Annotated in this window: 13 protein-coding genes and 1 pseudogene; 5 read left to right on the forward strand and 9 right to left on the reverse strand. The window is 60.0% G+C overall.

Annotated elements, in window-relative coordinates:
* The first annotated feature begins 13 nt into the window (after positions 1-13).
* Positions 14-1,450 (forward strand): RNA polymerase factor sigma-54, encoded by a 1,437-nt coding sequence (rpoN, locus tag NKJ15_RS14705; protein WP_352815929.1) that lies wholly within the window; start codon positions 14-16, stop codon positions 1,448-1,450.
* Between the two features lie 57 nt (positions 1,451-1,507).
* Complete coding sequence (locus NKJ15_RS14710; protein WP_352815930.1) at positions 1,508-2,725, forward strand: MFS transporter; 1,218 nt, start codon at positions 1,508-1,510, stop codon at positions 2,723-2,725.
* 78 nt (positions 2,726-2,803) lie between these two features.
* Here NKJ15_RS14710 and NKJ15_RS32970 read toward each other — a convergent pair whose 3' ends face one another.
* Positions 2,804-2,950 (reverse strand): hypothetical protein, encoded by a 147-nt coding sequence (locus NKJ15_RS32970; protein WP_502906907.1) that lies wholly within the window; start codon positions 2,948-2,950, stop codon positions 2,804-2,806.
* Between the two features lie 220 nt (positions 2,951-3,170).
* Between NKJ15_RS32970 and NKJ15_RS14720 the strand changes: the two genes are divergently transcribed.
* Complete coding sequence (locus tag NKJ15_RS14720) at positions 3,171-3,542, forward strand: type II toxin-antitoxin system RelE/ParE family toxin (protein ID WP_352815932.1); 372 nt, start codon at positions 3,171-3,173, stop codon at positions 3,540-3,542.
* Positions 3,542-3,937: an XRE family transcriptional regulator gene (locus NKJ15_RS14725; protein WP_352815935.1), complete on the forward strand. Its 396-nt coding sequence runs from the start codon at positions 3,542-3,544 to the stop codon at positions 3,935-3,937. Before NKJ15_RS14720 ends, NKJ15_RS14725 begins: the two co-directional genes overlap by 1 nt.
* Before the next feature lie 16 nt (positions 3,938-3,953).
* On the opposite strand, the gene NKJ15_RS14730 is transcribed toward NKJ15_RS14725, so the two are convergent.
* From NKJ15_RS14730 to NKJ15_RS14765, 8 genes and pseudogenes are all read right to left on the reverse strand, one after another.
* Positions 3,954-4,202, reverse strand: coding sequence for a phage integrase N-terminal SAM-like domain-containing protein (locus NKJ15_RS14730; protein ID WP_352815937.1), 249 nt, complete (start codon positions 4,200-4,202; stop codon positions 3,954-3,956).
* Positions 4,203-4,684: 482 nt separating this feature from the next.
* Positions 4,685-5,717, reverse strand: a pseudogene (locus NKJ15_RS14735) (IS110 family RNA-guided transposase).
* A 442-nt stretch (positions 5,718-6,159) separates the two neighbouring features.
* Positions 6,160-7,146, reverse strand: a complete 987-nt coding sequence (locus NKJ15_RS14740; protein ID WP_352815939.1) for a GTP pyrophosphokinase — start codon at positions 7,144-7,146, stop codon at positions 6,160-6,162.
* The gene (locus NKJ15_RS14745; protein WP_352815941.1) at positions 7,143-8,189 is read right to left on the reverse strand and encodes a nucleoid-associated protein; all 1,047 of its coding nucleotides are present in this window, start codon (positions 8,187-8,189) and stop codon (positions 7,143-7,145) included. The genes NKJ15_RS14740 and NKJ15_RS14745 overlap by 4 nt, the downstream gene beginning before the upstream one ends.
* Before the next feature lie 348 nt (positions 8,190-8,537).
* Entirely contained in the window at positions 8,538-8,993 is a 456-nt protein-coding gene (locus NKJ15_RS14750; RefSeq protein ID WP_352815943.1) for a very short patch repair endonuclease, read from the reverse strand.
* Positions 8,959-9,156, reverse strand: a complete 198-nt coding sequence (locus NKJ15_RS14755; RefSeq protein ID WP_352815945.1) for a hypothetical protein — start codon at positions 9,154-9,156, stop codon at positions 8,959-8,961. Before NKJ15_RS14755 ends, NKJ15_RS14750 begins: the two co-directional genes overlap by 35 nt.
* A 44-nt stretch (positions 9,157-9,200) precedes the next feature.
* A complete protein-coding gene (locus tag NKJ15_RS14760; protein WP_352815947.1) occupies positions 9,201-9,461 on the reverse strand; it encodes a hypothetical protein in 261 nt (86 codons plus the stop codon).
* Positions 9,462-9,504: 43 nt separating this feature from the next.
* Positions 9,505-11,094: an anti-phage protein Upx-like protein gene (locus tag NKJ15_RS14765; RefSeq protein WP_502906908.1), complete on the reverse strand. Its 1,590-nt coding sequence runs from the start codon at positions 11,092-11,094 to the stop codon at positions 9,505-9,507.
* Between the two features lie 487 nt (positions 11,095-11,581).
* On the opposite strand from NKJ15_RS14765, the gene NKJ15_RS14770 reads away from it, so the two are divergent.
* Complete coding sequence (locus tag NKJ15_RS14770; protein ID WP_352815949.1) at positions 11,582-15,415, forward strand: ATP-binding protein; 3,834 nt, start codon at positions 11,582-11,584, stop codon at positions 15,413-15,415.
* Positions 15,416-15,807 lie beyond the last annotated feature (392 nt).

Here is a 15,807-nt window from a genome sequence, read left to right on the forward strand (position 1 = left end):
TATCGCGCTCACCATGCAATCCTCAGCAAGCCTGCTTCAGCGCCAGAAGCAATCCATGGTCGCATCGCCTCAACTCATTGAGTCGATTCGCTTGCTGCAACTGGCGCATACTGAACTGCATCAGTTCGTGGAGCGGGAAATCGAGAAGAACCCGCTCTTGGAATCTGCGTCAAACGATGGCGGGCCTTTTGGCGATGTTTCGAGTTCGGGAGCGGATCAGCCTATCGGCCCACGCGCAAACGCCGTTGACGGACCGACCGGGGGCGGGTCGCCTGAACGGCTCGGGCAATGGAAATCACTTCGCAACACGACCAACAACGCGCCGGGTAATGGCCCTTCCCTCGACGAGTTTGCCACCCTCGCCGAAACATTGCACGACCATGTCGCGCGTCAGATCGCCCTCACTGCGTTCACACCACAGGAGCGGCTGATCGCTGGCCAGCTTGCCGCCGATCTGGAAGACACTGGCTATCTTCGGGCAAACCTTTTGGAGTTGGCCGAGAGCCTGAATGTCCGTGAGGCTGTTGTGGAACGGGTTCTCGGAACCTTGCAGCACTTTGATCCACCGGGAATTTTTGCGCGAACTCTCAGAGAATGCCTCGAGATCCAGTTGCGCCAGCGAGACCGGTTCGACCCGGCAATGGCAGCTTTGGTCGCCCATCTTGAAATGCTTGCGCGGCGCGATTTTGAGGCACTGAAGCAGCATTGCGGCGTAGATGAAGAAGACCTTCTCGACATGATGCATGAGATTCGGGCGCTCGATCCCAAGCCTGGGAACCGATTCCAATCCGGTGCGTCTGAATCAATCATACCCGACGTCTGGGTCACGCCCTCACCGCAAGGCGGGTGGCAGATCGAACTCGATCCCGCCACGCTGCCAAAGCTGCTGATCAACCAAAGCTACTATGCCGAAGTCTCGCGTCAAACTGCCCAAAGTGCGAGGGATAAAGCATTTCTCGACGAATGCTTGCAAAACGCGAACTGGCTAATCCGCAGCCTCGATCAGCGCGCCAAGACCATCGTTAAGGTTGCGGCTGAAATCGTGCGTCAGCAGGATGCCTTTTTGGAACATGGCGTCGCCCACCTGCGGCCTCTCAATCTCAGAACCGTCGCTGACGCGATCGGCGTGCACGAGTCGACGGTAAGCCGGGTGACCTCGAACAAGTACATGCTTACCCCGCGCGGCGTCTTTGAACTGAAGTATTTTTTCACCGTTGCGATCGCGTCTTGCCAAGGCGGCGATGCGCACTCCGCCGAAGCTGTCCGCCATCGGATCAAAGCGATGATTGCCGCAGAATCTCACGGCGACGTGCTTTCCGATGAGGACATCGCTGCCCGGCTGAAGGAAACCGGCATCGATGTTGCGCGCCGCACCGTCACAAAATATCGCGAAGCAATGAACATCCCCTCCTCCGTGCAACGCCGCCGGGAAATGCGCTTGTGTTTTTAAATTTGGGTCAAGGCAGCCAACATCAGGTTGCATTGCATCAAAGTGGAGACTTCGTTCATGACCCAATCCGCGGCAGGCGTCGTGGACGCTGTTCTGCACGACTCAGAAAAGCCCGTCCCACCGTCTGGTCCCGCATGGGGTGCGGTCATTTCGCTTTCCTTGGGCACCTTCGGGCTGGTGACCGCAGAGTTTCTGCCTGTTAGCCTGCTCACGCCGCTCGCACATGATCTCGGTATCACCGAGGGAGCGGCTGGACAGGCGATGACGGCGACCGCTATCGTCGGGGCGATCTCGGCGCCGACGGTGGCTATCATCACAAAGCGCCTGGACCGCAGGCTCGTCATGTGGGCGATGACGCTGCTGCTGATCCTGTCGGACGTTCTGGCGGCCGGCGCGTGGTCGCTGGCGGTTCTCCTGACTGCACGCGTCGTGCTCGGCATAGCGCTCGGAGGCTTCTGGTCGATGTCGGCAGCACTGGCGATGCGGCTCGTTCCAAGCCACCTCCTCCCGCGCGCTATGTCAATCATCCTCACCGGCGTTTCCGTGGCTACCGTTTGCGCAGCTCCAATCGGCGCTTATGTCGGCGATATCTGGGGATGGCGAAGCGCCTTCATGCTCGCCGCAATCGGCGGCGCGGCTACACTGCTGGTGCAACTCATAACCATTCCGAGACTGCCTCCGATTGGAGTGGCTAGCTTCCGCAGCCTGCTGGATGTGGCTCAGATTCCGATGATCAAGGTCGCGCTTGTGGTCGTCCTGCTGGTCGCTTCCGGCCACTTCGCCGGAATCACTTATATCCGCGCCTTCCTCGAGAAGATTCCCGCGCTTGACGTCGAGACGATCTCGCTTGTGTTGCTTGCTTTTGGCATCGGCGGATTCTTCGGCAATTTGGCCGGCGGGCTTCTGGCCGAGTACAGTCTCAAGGCAGTCGCGGCCCTTGCACCGCTGCTCATAGCGATAGCCGCTGTTTCGCTGCTGACGACGGGAGCATCGGCCTTCGCCTCGGCGATTGCGGTTGCCGGGTGGGGCTTTGCCTTCGGCGCCGTGCCGGTGGGATTACAGACGTGGATGGTGCGGCGGGCCGTTCCCGAGCAGGCCGAAAGCGCCGGTGTGCTGATGGTCGTAGCATTCCAAGTGGCAATCGCAGCCGGCGCGATTTTCGGCGGAGTATTGGTGGACAATGCCGGGATTACCAGTGCCATTGCGTACAGTGCTGTTGCCACGTTCGCCGCCGCCCTGACAGTGTTCCTGCTCGGCCCGAAGCGCGAAACCTAGACCGCCTGACAGAAGAGGCCTCAGCAGCGCAGCGGGACGTGAGATGCGATGCACGGCGCGGCGCGGTCCTCCGCACGATTACGCCTGGACCAGCGCAAGCGCCTCGCCGGCTTCACCTCCGGGCCACGCGACCTTCGCCGCCAGACACGCGAACCTCGCCGGCACCGGTTTCCATTTGGCGACGGTGAGCGCTGCCGGCGCGATGGAACCCTTGCTGGCGGTCATATCCTTCACGACAAGCCGGCATTCTGGGCAAGCGACAGCTACGCGCCGGCCATGCCCGTCAGAACGCCGGTGACGATGCCGCTCGATAGCGCAGACAGGTCGCGAATTGCCAGTCGTGTCAACGGCGGCCGGATTATCGTCGACCGCGCGTACCTTGTTTCGGCCGCAGAGTATCGTTCGGCAGCTTGATGAAGTTGACCACATAGCCTAGGAGCTATATATGGCTTGGGAAGTCGTTTTTGGCGATGAGTTCGATGGGGAGTTCGAGGCGTTGCCCCAGACAGTCCAAGATGAGCTATTGGCCTCGGCTAAGCTGCTCGGTGTGTTCGGGCCCCAGCTGGGGCGACCGCATGCGGATACCTTGAATGACTCGTCGTTCGCGAACATGAAAGAACTTCGCTTCGAGGCTGAAGATGGTGTCTGGCGGGTTGCGTTCGCATTCGACCGGAAGCGGAAAGCGATCCTGCTCGTCGCCGGCGATAAGTTGGGCGTGAGTGAGAAGCGCTTCTATAAAAGTCTGATCGCCAAGGCGGACAAGCGCTATCAAGGGCATCTCGACCGTTTGGCGGCGGCGAAGAAGGAGAAGAAGTGATGGGACGCAAGCTTGACGACCTAATCGCTGCGCTCCCCGAGGATCGTCGGGAGCGGGTCGACGTGCGTTTCGAAGAGTTAAGGGGAGAAGTCGAGAGTCTCGGCGATTTGCGGCGTGCCGCTGGAAAGGCCCAGGCCGAAATCGCTTCGGTCCTCAAGATCAAGCAGCCTTCGGTCTCGAAGATCGAGAAACAAGCCGACATGTACTTGTCTACTCTTAAAAGCTATGTCGAGGCGATCGGGGGGCAACTCGAACTCGTCGTTCGCCTTCCCTCGCGCGCGCCCCTCCGTATAGAGCGGCTCGGCGACGTCGTGGCTCCCAAAGCCGTCTCCGTGCGTAGCGTTAAAAGAGCGGCAGGTGGACGTAATCGCACAAAGGCCGCACGCGCCGGCTGACCTCACTCTCTTTCGGCTAAAGACTACCCCTCATGATCACCAGCGCACGCGCCAGATCCCGACGCTTCAGCGTCACGAGGAACAGGAACCGCAGTGCCGAGACCGCGCCATTGATCGTCGCAGGGCCGACGCCGCTCTCATGCTGATGCAGCTGGAATCGACGGATGTCCTCAGCCGTGGCCGTGTGGGGCGAGCGGCCAAGGAACACAGCGAAGCGCCCGGACGTGACGAACGTAGTCCTGCTGGGTATGGGAGCCCAGGCCACGCATGAGCATGTCGTGCTGCATGCGCTGGCGAAGCGGAGAGATTGGTGCATCGGTCGACAGGGTAGCCATGGCGAGTTCCTCTCATTGAAGGGACCTCCATGGTCAGATCGACGCCTCTACCCGCTCAAGTCAAATGGCAGTCGCGCCATCTCACACCGAGGCGCCCCTCCCGCGAAGCGGGTCGTCTAATCGCTCGAGCGTCAAGGGGGTGAGTGCAAGGCTGTCGTCCTTTCTGTCGATTCTCGTTCGTCCGCATGCCGGGTACAGGGTCGTCTACGCGGTCGACGCGATGATCGCCGCAGGATGAGTTTCGCAGGTGAGATCTTCCTGTGTTCGTTGCGCAATCTGCTTACCGAGGCAGTTGCTTCCCGCTTCGCGGAATGATCTCAGCCACGTCCCGGCAGGGACAGCTTGATGCGTCTGTAAGAACGCTGATGGTGGAATGGTATGGCGGAAACGTCGCAGGCGAGCGACTGAAGTATCAGGCCGCGGCTTGCGTTCCTCCGTGCGGATCAAACAGCTCGCCCGTCCGAAGCATCGCATGCATGATCACCGCCAGCTTGCGCGCCAACGCTACGGCCGCTCGCTTGAAGCCGAGCCGATCTTTCAGCTCCAACGCCCAGGTTCGCAGGCTGCTGGTATCCGTCGACCGGTTCAGGATAACCGCGGCCGCCTCATATAGCAGTCCGCGCAACTGATTATCGCCACGGCGCGAGATATGACCATCATTATCGACCTCGCCGGACTGGTAGCGCCTCGGGGTCAGGCCCACCCATGCGCCCACGGCGCGCGAGTTCCTGAAGTTGGCCGGATCCTCCACCGCTGCGGCAAAGGCGGGGGGCTGTGACGGTGCCTACACCGGGCACTGACATGAGCAGACGGCAGTGCTGGTCGTTACGCGCCATCGCTGCCAGCTGCTTGCTCAGCTCTGCGATTTGGTATCGGATACCACTCCATGCCTGCAGCATTGGCACAACAATGCGCGCCAGCTTTTCTTCACTCCGCAGAAGGTCGCGAACGTTGCGTTCGGTCACGCTTCCGGCGCCCTTGGGCACGACAAGGCCGAACGTCTTCATCAACCCACGGATTTGATTGGATATCTGCAAACGCATCTTAAGAAGTTGGCGCCGTGCGGTGATCAGCGTGCGGATCAGCATGCTGTCGAAACCTTTGACGCGGACCTCTCGGTAGAAGCCGACCTCGGCCAGATGTGCCAGGCCATCGGCATCGTTCGCATCGGTCTTGTTCGCGGCCATGTCGAGCGCGGCTTTGGCATGCCGCGCGTCGATGCAGATCACCGGCAGGCCCTCTGCCGTCAACGCATGGTAGAACCACACCGACAGCGGCCCCGTTTCGAACACAACCCGCCGGACATGCGGTGCGCGCTTGCGGATCACCGCCGCAAGCAGTTGCGGATCGGATGCGCACTTGCCCCGCCAAATCCTCTTACCGTTCTGCCGGATCGATATTGCCGTCTCTTTCATGGATACGCCGAGACCGATATAGTGTTCCATGGCTGTCCTCCGTTCGGTGGCTGGGCCCGGTGTCGAATCGAGAGCCCGTTCTTCATCCTATCGGCGGACAGCCAGCCGGCCAGATGTTCGAACGTCGCCGCCACATCTCAGGTGGCCACCGCTTCCGCGATTACTTCATGTTCGTGGCATGAGGCGCATTGCAGCCCGGCGGCTGTAGGGCCGTTGCCGGCCTGCGGGCTTCGGCTAGGATTTGCGATAAGCTGCCGTTCTGGAGGCGAACTCATTGCGGTTACTCGCCGTCAATTTCGAGAACCAAGATAGCGGCCCCTGTCGGCACAACTACTTCGGTCGAGCGTCTCTCAGGGGGAAATGGGCGACTGATAAGCCGCTGCTTCAGCGCAGGTCCCCTTCTGAGCGACCATTCTTTTCGCAAGTCCAACCTCCCATTGACTTGAGCGTCGACGTCTTGGGGCTTTGTGGCCTACTGCGGAAGGGCCAAGCCAAGGTCGGAGTATATCGGCCCGAGTTCCTCGTCCGTCAGCAAACCTGGTGAGGTGGCGATGCTAGGAAAATTGCCCACCACGAAGTAGAGCAACAAGATCGAGGGCAAGGCGAACAGGGCCTGGTCCTCTCGCCGGCCCTTGATGCGTTCCCATATGAAATCCTTGGTGTTCAGCCAAAGGAGGATGTCTTCGATTGAGCTCTCGCCGGCCAGTGGGAGGTAGGCGTCCATCAGCTCGCCGTCGAGAGTGGTGACAGTCGCGTCCAAGCCGATCTTATCTCGGTAGTACACCGAAAAGGCGCCGATCAATGCCTTGACGCTCTTGACCGATGCGTCGATGAGGTTGCCAACTTGGCGGAAGTAGTCGTCAGTCGCTTCGATCAACGCCATGGCCTTTGCCGCAGCCCGCATCATCTCAGGCGTCGATTTGACGCTCGGCTTGTAGATTGTGTCGTGGGTGACTTCGCTGAAGGCATGCTGAAGCAGCGTGCGGACCTGGATCTCGCACGGAATGTCCAGCGGTATAGGGACCCCTTCGAAGACGACCCCCGCCTTTGCCCGAACCACGTAGTGGACCGACTGGTACCCGAACTCCCAAGGCTTCCGGGCTCGCTCCTCGGCGAAGTCCCGGGCCTTTTCCCAGAACCAGTATTTGTCGCCGAATTCGGCGATCGCCTTCTCGACGATGGGTATTTCGTCGGAGGTGAGCACGACGAAGCGGATGCCCACCTTGTCCTCGATGTCGTCATACGGGCTTGGGTAGCCCTTGCCGCGATAGAGTGCCTTCTGGATGAGCGACTTGCTTTGCTTCAGCCTGTGCTTAACCGGAAGGCGCAAGAACAGGTCCGGCGCCTCCACTTGGGTCGAGAGCCCGTCGATGACCGCGTGGATGACGAACCTGCCCCAGGCATCGTAGTACTGCTGCTCCGCCTCCCAGCGTCGCAGGATCTCGAGCTCGGTGGTCATAGCTGTTCGGTGACTGGCCTGCGGACCGTGATCCTGGTCCAGCTTGCAGCCTCGCCTTCGGCATCATCACCCGGCGGCACATCCTCGATTGTCACGGTGCGATTCCGTATCGCGTCCGGGGACGCCGATAATTCGATGTCTGGACCGAACTTGTACTTCCGGCGCCGCAGCCTGCCACCCATCTCGCTGATGTCCCGAACCACGGCCCTATTGGTGGGGAATTTCCTGGCTTCGAGGAACTTGTTGAACGGGTCACGCAATTCGGGTGGCAGATACGTGTCGCCGAACTGCTGCGAGGTGAACGTGGGTGCCTGATCTACCTTAACGAAGGCGAATAGCGCGTCCCCCAGGTCCTTTCGGAGATCTCGGTCATTTACCGATGTGCGAACGAATTCCTTTGTGAGATCGAAGAACTTCGCGGTTTCATATTTCCCGCTCTCAGGAAAGGCGCAGCCAAGAAAGCCGTCGTAGAAATATACGGCCGCGTTCTCTCGGCGGGCCGCGGTAATGTTGCTGTCAAACACGAAGCATCGCCAACTTGTGCTCGCCGTGACAGCGACGTCTTCAGGGATGAACAGGGCAAGCTTGTAGAGCCTCGTGGCTGGCGTCAGGAAGATGTTCTCGAGGAATTCGGTCACAACTTTTGCCGCACCCAGTCGGCGTTGAAAGCCGGACTGCATCTCCGCTTTGATCACCCCGACGAAGGGCTTTCCGTCGCCACCGACTTTCCCATCGAAGACTAGAAGCATTCCCCCGGGAATGCCTCGTGATTTCTGTGCGTCAGCGAGGGCATCGGCCATGTGATTGGAGATGTTGGGAAAATCGGTGTCGGTTGCCAGAACAAGACGTCGAGCGGTTCCAACCACGCTCGCGTCCTCGGTCTTCACTATCCGCATCTCTATGCTTTTGGACTGTGCAGAGAGCGCGTCGGTGATACGCATCCCAAAATGACTGACAGCCTTGGCATCCAGTATTTCGAGCTCCTTGCCGTAGAATGGCGGCACTATATTTGGCCCGTCTTTCCTCTGGAATACCTCATGCATAACAACTCGGCCGATAGAAAGATTCTCTACAAACAAAACTGAAACCCCTGCGAAAATATCGAGGTAAATTATTCTAAGTAGGTTAAGAAATGATATCAGAACAAATCAAGAACGCAAGGCCGCCTACGTAAGAACAGTGCGGGAGGGATATGCCCTGCCCTTCGAAGCCATGCTGCCAACGCAGCGCGACGCGTTCGAGAGCAGTACTGCCGACGGTGAATTAGCCGAGTGGTCCAGGGTCGGCAGCCGGTTGCTGACCCGCATGACCGAAAGTCAGGACTTTGCCGACGGATGGGTTAATCGTCCAGCCGGGGCGGTATCGATATTCGCTGCAACAGGATGGCGGCATCACGGTTCGATCGGTGTGGTTCGAGTATCTTGCGACCCAGGTGATCTGCGACAACTAATACCGAGCGCGGCCAAGCCCGCGAGCAGAGCGGCAGTTAGGTCTTCGGGCTTTTTGGTCTGGCACTCCCAGACGATCAGGACTTTCCAACCCGCGGCCACGATTTCACCTTCGACCCGTTCGTCTCTCGCCGCGTTGGCCTCGAACTTCGCGCGCCAGAAGTCGACGCGCGTCTTAGGGGTCGTTGCCCTGCGACAGTCGGGGTGGCGGTGCCAAAAGCACCGATGAACGAAAATGGCCACGCGGCGCCCCGGAAGCACCATGTCAGCGCGGCCGGGCAGGTCGCATCGCTGCAGTCTGAACCGGAAGCCCAGGCGATGCAGTACGCGTCTAACCGCCATTTCGGGCTTCGTGTCCTTCCCCTTAGGCGACGCGCCGTGCCCGCGCGCCGCGCTCATCGTCGACCCGATGCCTGTGCGCCGCTTCGATCAATCCGAGCACAAGGTGCAATGTCTCGCGTCGATCGAGGCTCGAAAGGCGGTCGCGGCACGCCTCCCAGTGCACGTCCACAGCAGCGTTGAGAATGGCATTGACCTGCCCAGCATCGCTGATGGGCGTCATGGGTGGCGCGACGGTGAGGCGGTGGCGGCCAATAAGACGCTCGTCTATCCAGCGGCCTGCAACCGCGGGTCGGGTGCTTGGAGCGGGCGGTAGCGGGTCTTGTCTGTCGTAAGGTCGATGGCGAAGGCCTGATCGATGTCGTGGGTGATGTGGATCATCTTGAGATCCGGATTGGCAAGTATCTCGCGCGCCCAATTTAGCGCGTCGACGTTCTTTGCTTCGCTGCGAAGCCTCAAGATGCCCTCCAAGATCCAAGCCAAGACCTGAACCTCAGCCGCGTTGTCCACTCGGACCATGCGCTCCATGAGATTAGCCGGCAGAGCGATCCTCACCTCCGAGCCGTCTGGGCTATAGAAGAACTGCGCAGTGTCCGGACCGTCGGTGATCGTGATCGGTATCGGAAGCAGCGTCACGAGAAGTGGCTTCGCGATTGATGAGAGCCGCCCCTCCCATCTCTATGGCGGCGCGCGCCAACCATTCCAGCACGGCCTGCCAGAGAAGAAGAAGAAACTGCCGGTCTTCCACGTCGGCAGGTGGGCGGCCAACGGAAACCCACCAGGGGCCGTGTTCGTTTTCAACCACGCCGACCAGCGTGCCGGCCGCGATGGCCATGTGATCGTTGTAGATGGGCGACTGCGGATCCGGCGCGGTATCATCGTCGTCAGGATATTGTTCGACAACGCTCAGCTCGCCCCAAGGGGTGGGAACGCCATGGGTGCACCATGCGTCCCGCACTCGGCGGACCAAAGGCGCCACCAGCGCTGTATCGCCGATCAGCGCCATGTCGCGCATATCGGCCAAGGCCGGCGTGAACGTAAATCCGAAGTCTTCCCAGACGCTCCAGTAGACGATCGGGTCGGGCCAAAGCTTGACAATCATGCCGCGATGCCTGAGCTCGCGAAGCTCGGCCAACATCTTCCAGAATTTGAGCAATTCGAATCCAGGTGCCCGAAGCATCGTCGAAAACGAGTAAGCGCTCATCGAGACTACAAACCACCTCGGCCCGAGGTCACGCAGATCGTCGATCTGAAGACCCCACCCTGGCGAGTTATGCACGACCAGGGTCAGACCGGCGTCAGCACCGTCCCCCTCCTCAATTTCGTCGTGCAACTTGCGGACCAGCCGGCTGAGCGCAGACGCTAGCCGACTGCCGCCACCCAGCGGTGGTGGCACGGCATTGTCGCGCGATTTTGGCCACTTTGCCTCCAGGACGAGTAAATGCGCATGCTTGTCGTGGTCGAATTCCAACGCCAGTGCGCGCTCCTCGATGGACTTGCTCCAACCCGGATCGCCGATGGCAACGTCGCGCCCCGGAAGGGATTTGGCGTGCGCCCGCGGCAGATCTACCCCAAGCCAGCGCGCCATATCGCGCAGGTATAGGCTTTTCGCGAGCGATGGGCCCAGCGCCAGCACCATGTGTGCAATGGCTGCGGCCACAAGGCCGGGCGGGCTCAAGACCTGGACGCCACCCTCCCATTCTATAAGCGGAGAATTTTCCAGATCCGTCGCGCCGAACGGCTGCTCGAGCAGATCAGGCGTTGGCTGAAGGACGAATCTCTTGAGCTGCGCGGCCTCGATGGCAAGTGCATTCAATTCTTCGGCGCGAAAAGAGGTGAACGCGCCAAGCTTGAACGCGTGCCGCGAATTTGGCCGGAGTGACGCTCTCGGCTGGCTCTCTTCGAACGCGCCGGCCGGCAGGCCACACCGAGACGCAACGGCCTCACTGAGGCAAAGTAGTGCCATGACATCGCGTACACCCGTGGCGTCTGCGACGTTGTCCTCTTCCTGTTGGGCAGTGTCGAGCAGGCGTTGCAAATGAAAGCCCGCTCCAGTGTAAATGCCGGGAAATATCCGGAAACCCGACTGCGTCGTCCAGACAATGTCCACGAATGCGTCTTCCGGTGGATCTTCGCTCAAAGCAGCGGGATGATCCGACATCGCTGCAAAGAGGCCCGTTAGGTCGTTTTGACCGGCGTTCGTCGACCATTCACCAGCACGAGTGCCCAGTGCAGCAGCGTTAGGATTCGAGCATGGTTAGCGAGATAGGCCGGCTCGAGCAGGATACCCGTCAGCATAAAGCGAAGCGTCGTGCCATCGAGCGGAGCTAGGTGTCGGGCAATGTCGACTGGAGGTTGAAGAGAAAACAAGAGACTCTCCCGAGCGTCTTCAAATTATCGCTAGCCAGCAGCCATAAAAATCGCCCGGCGTAGTTTCGGCATTCCGCATTGGTAGATGTTCGCTGCGGCGTAACACTATGAGACCTGCACCAATTTCGCCATCCGATTTGGTCTGTGTGCTTGTTGCAAAGAGGACGCCACAATAGATCAATGGTTGGCCTCGGCTTCGCCCCATCACGCACGTGGTGCTTAGCCCGAAGCGGTAAGGTGCGGTCCCAAGATCAGATGCCCACAACATGGACGCTAAAATGAACGGCGAAGGCACACCCAGATTCAGCTTTGACATCGACGGTATCGCGAACTTCTTCCAAAACTCCCCGTTTAGTTTTGGCGGAGGCGACATTTTCAGCTGCGGACCCTTCGGCCTTTTGGAGCACGTCGCGAACATGATCTTCATCCTGTCCATGGTTGAAGACGGGAATGGCCGTAACCCGATCTCGGAGTTCGTGGTGGTGCTTCCACCGGATTCCGAACACACGGTGGAGGACGTAAGGGCCGCATTCGCCAACGCCGTTGCCGTGCATCGCGGCAGGCCGCTCGACGAGCAGGAACTGCAGGTCTTGCCAAGGCGTCTAGGGATTGTTCACGCCGCCAACCTGCAGGTCGATGCCGTCATGGAGATTGTCGAGAGGGCAAGGCGAAACTCGGTCCTGATACTTTGTGCCGGGGCAAAGTATCGCGATGAAGCGCTCGAACTTCCCGATGCCGAGCCAGGTCAGCTGGGGCTGGAGGAGGATTTGTGGGTCCCCCACTTTCACAGCCTCGCGGCAAAGGCCGTAGCTGTCGCAGGTCGGAACGAGCTTTATGTGGCGCTTCATACAGGTAAGTGGCGTCCGCATCGCAAAGGCAACACAGACCTCCTTCTGTCGGTCGAAAACTGTGGTCTGCTGACCGCTGAAAATGACAACGATATCGATGGGGTTGTGGCAGAGAACGCAGAGCTGTGGTTTGCCGCCATCGAGGCCGGCCGCATTGGTTCCGTGCTTGCGGCCATCGACGCGTTGCCCGACGGGTTCAGGCGCCATAAGACCGGATTGAAAATCCAGATGCTTCACAGGGCAGGACTTGCGCAGCAGGCAGCCGGGCTGATCCGGGAGGATTTGCGCTCGGGATCAGATCCCAGCCCCGAGGGCCGCGTAAAGCTCGCGATAATCGCCGTTGAAGCTGGCGCGCATGACCTTGCTGCGGAGCTGTTGAACCCGGCTATCAGCGAGCTGGCTACGGAGGAAATGCTGGAAGCCGCTGTGAACCTCGCTTACGATCTCGGCGAGAAAGAACTTGAATCAAGAAGTGTTGCGCAGCTCGAACGCATGTTTCCGGGTTCGCACCATCTTCAGAGGCATCGCCTGAGGTTACTGTTGAAGGCGCGCGACTATGCGGGCGTCACCGCAATGCTGGCAGCGCCGCCGCCCGGCATCGATCAAGAGGTTGCTGCTTACTATGAGCGGCTCGCTGTCGCTTTGTCTGGTGCCGACAAGTCCGGCTACGAAGCTGTTCTGCACGAGGTCGCGGATCGTTGGCCGGGCCGGCTCGTCCAGGCGCGGCTCGCCTGCATCCGGGATGCGGATGCGCGTGGCCTGTTCTCCCAAGCACTCGCTCTCGCCATGACGCTCGAGCTGACGGGAGGAAACGCCCAGCGATCCGCATGGGCGCTTCTGCATGCCATCGAACAGCTGCTGATCCGTCGTGACGAACATGGCGGGCTCGGTATTGATCCGGCGGACCTTGATCGACCGGTTAATGCCCTTCTGGGCTACCTTGCACATAATCCCGCCGACGGCGAGACGCGGCAGGCACTCGCAAAGCTTCTGTCGGTAAAGGTCACTGGGACCTACGGCCTGCCGGTGATCGCGACCGCAACCTTGAAGCTGGTGGAAGCCGCTCCCGCGCCTACGGGCAACGCGCCAAGGCTGCGGGCAAGGGGGCAGGCGGATTACGAAGAAAGCCTCATGCCCTTCCTGAAATCGGCGCTGCAATGGCTAGCTGACCAGCGGGTCGTTGTTTTGGGCCGCACGACGCTGCCCGCAGCCCTTCTCAATGGGCAGGCGGATATGCTCATGAACGGGCTTTCAGGATTGATCGAGCATGTAAGCCAAGGCCTGCGCGATGATTCGGATATCGACTATATCCAAAAGCTTCTGGCGATCGCCGTGGCAACCGCGCCGCACACAAGCGCCCCGAACATCGATCTCATGCTGATAAGGCTGGTTGGCGGCGCGTATGTGACTGCCGGACGAGTCCAGCATGCTCGCAACCTTGCAGAACATGGCCTTCAGGTCGCAGGAGATGATCCGCTGCGGTCGCGTATCGCATGGTACGGCTTTGCCGACATTTATCATCGCCTCCACAACCTGACCGAATCGCTTGTCGGAATGGCGTGCGCACTTTCATGCGAAGCGCCAGTCGGCCCCGAAGAAGCATGGTATGAAACTCATGGCCTGATCCGGCTGATGCGTGACCTGAACATGACCGCCTTCGCGCGCTCGCTTCTGCCCGTTGCAAAGCAACTCTTCCGGACCATGGGGGTCGAGCAATCTCAGGGGCATCGCCTCGAAACGATCGAACTTGGCCTTCGCTTCCGCGAATTGCTGATGACCATCCCCGCTCGGGAAAACATGGCTGAGTTCCTTGCCGATCTTGCCGATAACTGCCAGACCGTAATCGACCTTCATGACGAACTCGCCCCCGTCTCGATTTTACTGGCACAGGCGATCCGGATGGCGGAGGTCAATGGAATTGCCGTACCGGAGAGGACGCGGGAACTGCTGGAGGCGGCCCTGGCAGCACTCGGCGAGCCGAACGCTTCGATGGTCCGGACTCTTTCTGTAGGGGGACCGGCGGCAAAAGATGTATTGTCTTTCGCGAAGCGCCTCGAGCCCGCACGGCATTCGGAAGATACGGCATACGATGTTCGTCCCGTGGCAATGGCGGCACGGAGGCTGCTGGACTCTAAGGAGGCGGGGGACAATGCAAAAGTTGCGGCGTTCGCAATCGAGCTTCTCGCCGACCAGGCAATCAAACGCCAATCCGCCGACAGCGGTTCTGCCCTTCCATGCTCGATCGAGGAGCCTGCAGAAATCGCGAAAGAAATCTCGCGCGCCGGTATCAGCGTCACTTTGCTCGGTTTGGCGGATACAACCCGTGTGGTGCGCGTTACCGCAGAAGCTGGCGAGTTGTCGGCTACGATAGTTGAACCGGCGGAGGTTTTTTCCAAGGCAGCGTTCGACAAGTGGGGGGAACAGTACCCGTACCAATACGCCTTCGATTCAGACGATCCGAACGTGTTCTACAACAGCATGCGCGAACTTGGGATCAGCGCCGCCCCGACGACGCCCGCTCTTCTTGTTGCCGACGTTGCGCTGCAGCAACTCCCTGCGAACCTGCTCATGGCATCCGGCGAATTGCTCGGCCTACAGGTCCCCGTGGCGGCCGCACCGTCCCTTTCTTGGCTCAAGGAGGCAAGAAACCGCCCGGCAAGGACTGGTGCACCGTTCGCATGGATTCCCATCTCAGACGACCCGGGAGCTGTTCAGACTCTCGGAATGCTGGCCGACCGGCTCAGCGGCACGCTTCGCGACCACTCGATCGACCTCGACACAGGGCTTGCGGTTCCGGACCGCTTGAAGGGTGCCGAGTTGGCAATAGTCACGGCGCACGGAAGCGTCATTCCGGAAGTCCGGTTCTTTCAGGTTGTCGCAGATGATGCCGGTATGAGGTTTACCCCCGACGCAATATCGAGCGCTGTGTGCAACGCGGGCGTTGTCGTTCTTTTTGTCTGCAGCGCCGGCAGGTTTGATAAACACCCCATGGCCGACACAACGACTGGGCTTGCAAAGGAACTGCTCGATCAGGGCTGTTCGGCGGTAGTCGCATCACCGTGGCCGCTCAACGCGAGCGTCCCCGCCTACTGGCTGCCTGCGTTTATGGACGCGTGGTCCGCCGGAGCGACTGTGATCGAGGCGAACTTCGAAGGCAACAAGGCCGTCGAACGCGCCCTCGGAAAGTCCCCCGCAAACCGCCTTGCGCTGACCGTCTTCGGCGATCCCCTGGTGACAAAACGGCGGGAAACAGAACCTGCATGACGTCGAGCACGATTGGGGATGAGTGATCAGCTTGCGAATGGGCTAAACGTTCAAGCGGCTCTTGATGAGTGCTCGTAAGGATAGTCGTCGTGCCAACCGATCTGCAGGTTGGGGGACGACAAGACTATTCAACGACCGATAGAGGGCGCATTCCCACCGCTCGCTGGTATCAGCCGTAATGTCCGCTTCTGGGCGAAGACAAGGTTGCCTGAACGTCCTACTTGAGGCGCATAGCTGCCCCAATACGACACGTAGAGTTAAACGCCTTCGTGCTGACGTGAACGACCCGCGAGGTGCGAGCGTTAGAAATTCGAAGCCTCCTGAATCGATCCTAAATCCAAATCTAGTGACCTAATTTGTCCAACAAGCACACGCAATTCGGGTTGAGGCGG

This window comes from Mesorhizobium sp. M0207, assembly GCF_040321995.1.
Lineage (GTDB): Bacteria > Pseudomonadota > Alphaproteobacteria > Rhizobiales > Rhizobiaceae > Mesorhizobium.

What these genes read in the sequence shown, in the direction of transcription:
- NKJ15_RS14760 (WP_352815947.1), bottom strand. Translation starts at nt 9,461, where the DNA reads ATGGAGCGCATGGTCCGAGTGGACAACGCGGCTGAGGTTCAGGTCTTG.
- NKJ15_RS14710 (WP_352815930.1), top strand. Translation starts at nt 1,508, where the DNA reads ATGACCCAATCCGCGGCAGGCGTCGTGGACGCTGTTCTGCACGACTCA.
- rpoN (WP_352815929.1), top strand. Translation starts at nt 14, where the DNA reads ATGCAATCCTCAGCAAGCCTGCTTCAGCGCCAGAAGCAATCCATGGTC.
- NKJ15_RS14765 (WP_502906908.1), bottom strand. Translation starts at nt 11,094, where the DNA reads ATGTCGGATCATCCCGCTGCTTTGAGCGAAGATCCACCGGAAGACGCA.
- NKJ15_RS14745 (WP_352815941.1), bottom strand. Translation starts at nt 8,189, where the DNA reads ATGCATGAGGTATTCCAGAGGAAAGACGGGCCAAATATAGTGCCGCCA.
- NKJ15_RS32970 (WP_502906907.1), bottom strand. Translation starts at nt 2,950, where the DNA reads ATGACCGCCAGCAAGGGTTCCATCGCGCCGGCAGCGCTCACCGTCGCC.
- NKJ15_RS14755 (WP_352815945.1), bottom strand. Translation starts at nt 9,156, where the DNA reads ATGACGCCCATCAGCGATGCTGGGCAGGTCAATGCCATTCTCAACGCT.
- NKJ15_RS14725 (WP_352815935.1), top strand. Translation starts at nt 3,542, where the DNA reads ATGGGACGCAAGCTTGACGACCTAATCGCTGCGCTCCCCGAGGATCGT.
- NKJ15_RS14720 (WP_352815932.1), top strand. Translation starts at nt 3,171, where the DNA reads ATGGCTTGGGAAGTCGTTTTTGGCGATGAGTTCGATGGGGAGTTCGAG.
- NKJ15_RS14750 (WP_352815943.1), bottom strand. Translation starts at nt 8,993, where the DNA reads ATGAGCGCGGCGCGCGGGCACGGCGCGTCGCCTAAGGGGAAGGACACG.
- NKJ15_RS14770 (WP_352815949.1), top strand. Translation starts at nt 11,582, where the DNA reads ATGAACGGCGAAGGCACACCCAGATTCAGCTTTGACATCGACGGTATC.
- NKJ15_RS14740 (WP_352815939.1), bottom strand. Translation starts at nt 7,146, where the DNA reads ATGACCACCGAGCTCGAGATCCTGCGACGCTGGGAGGCGGAGCAGCAG.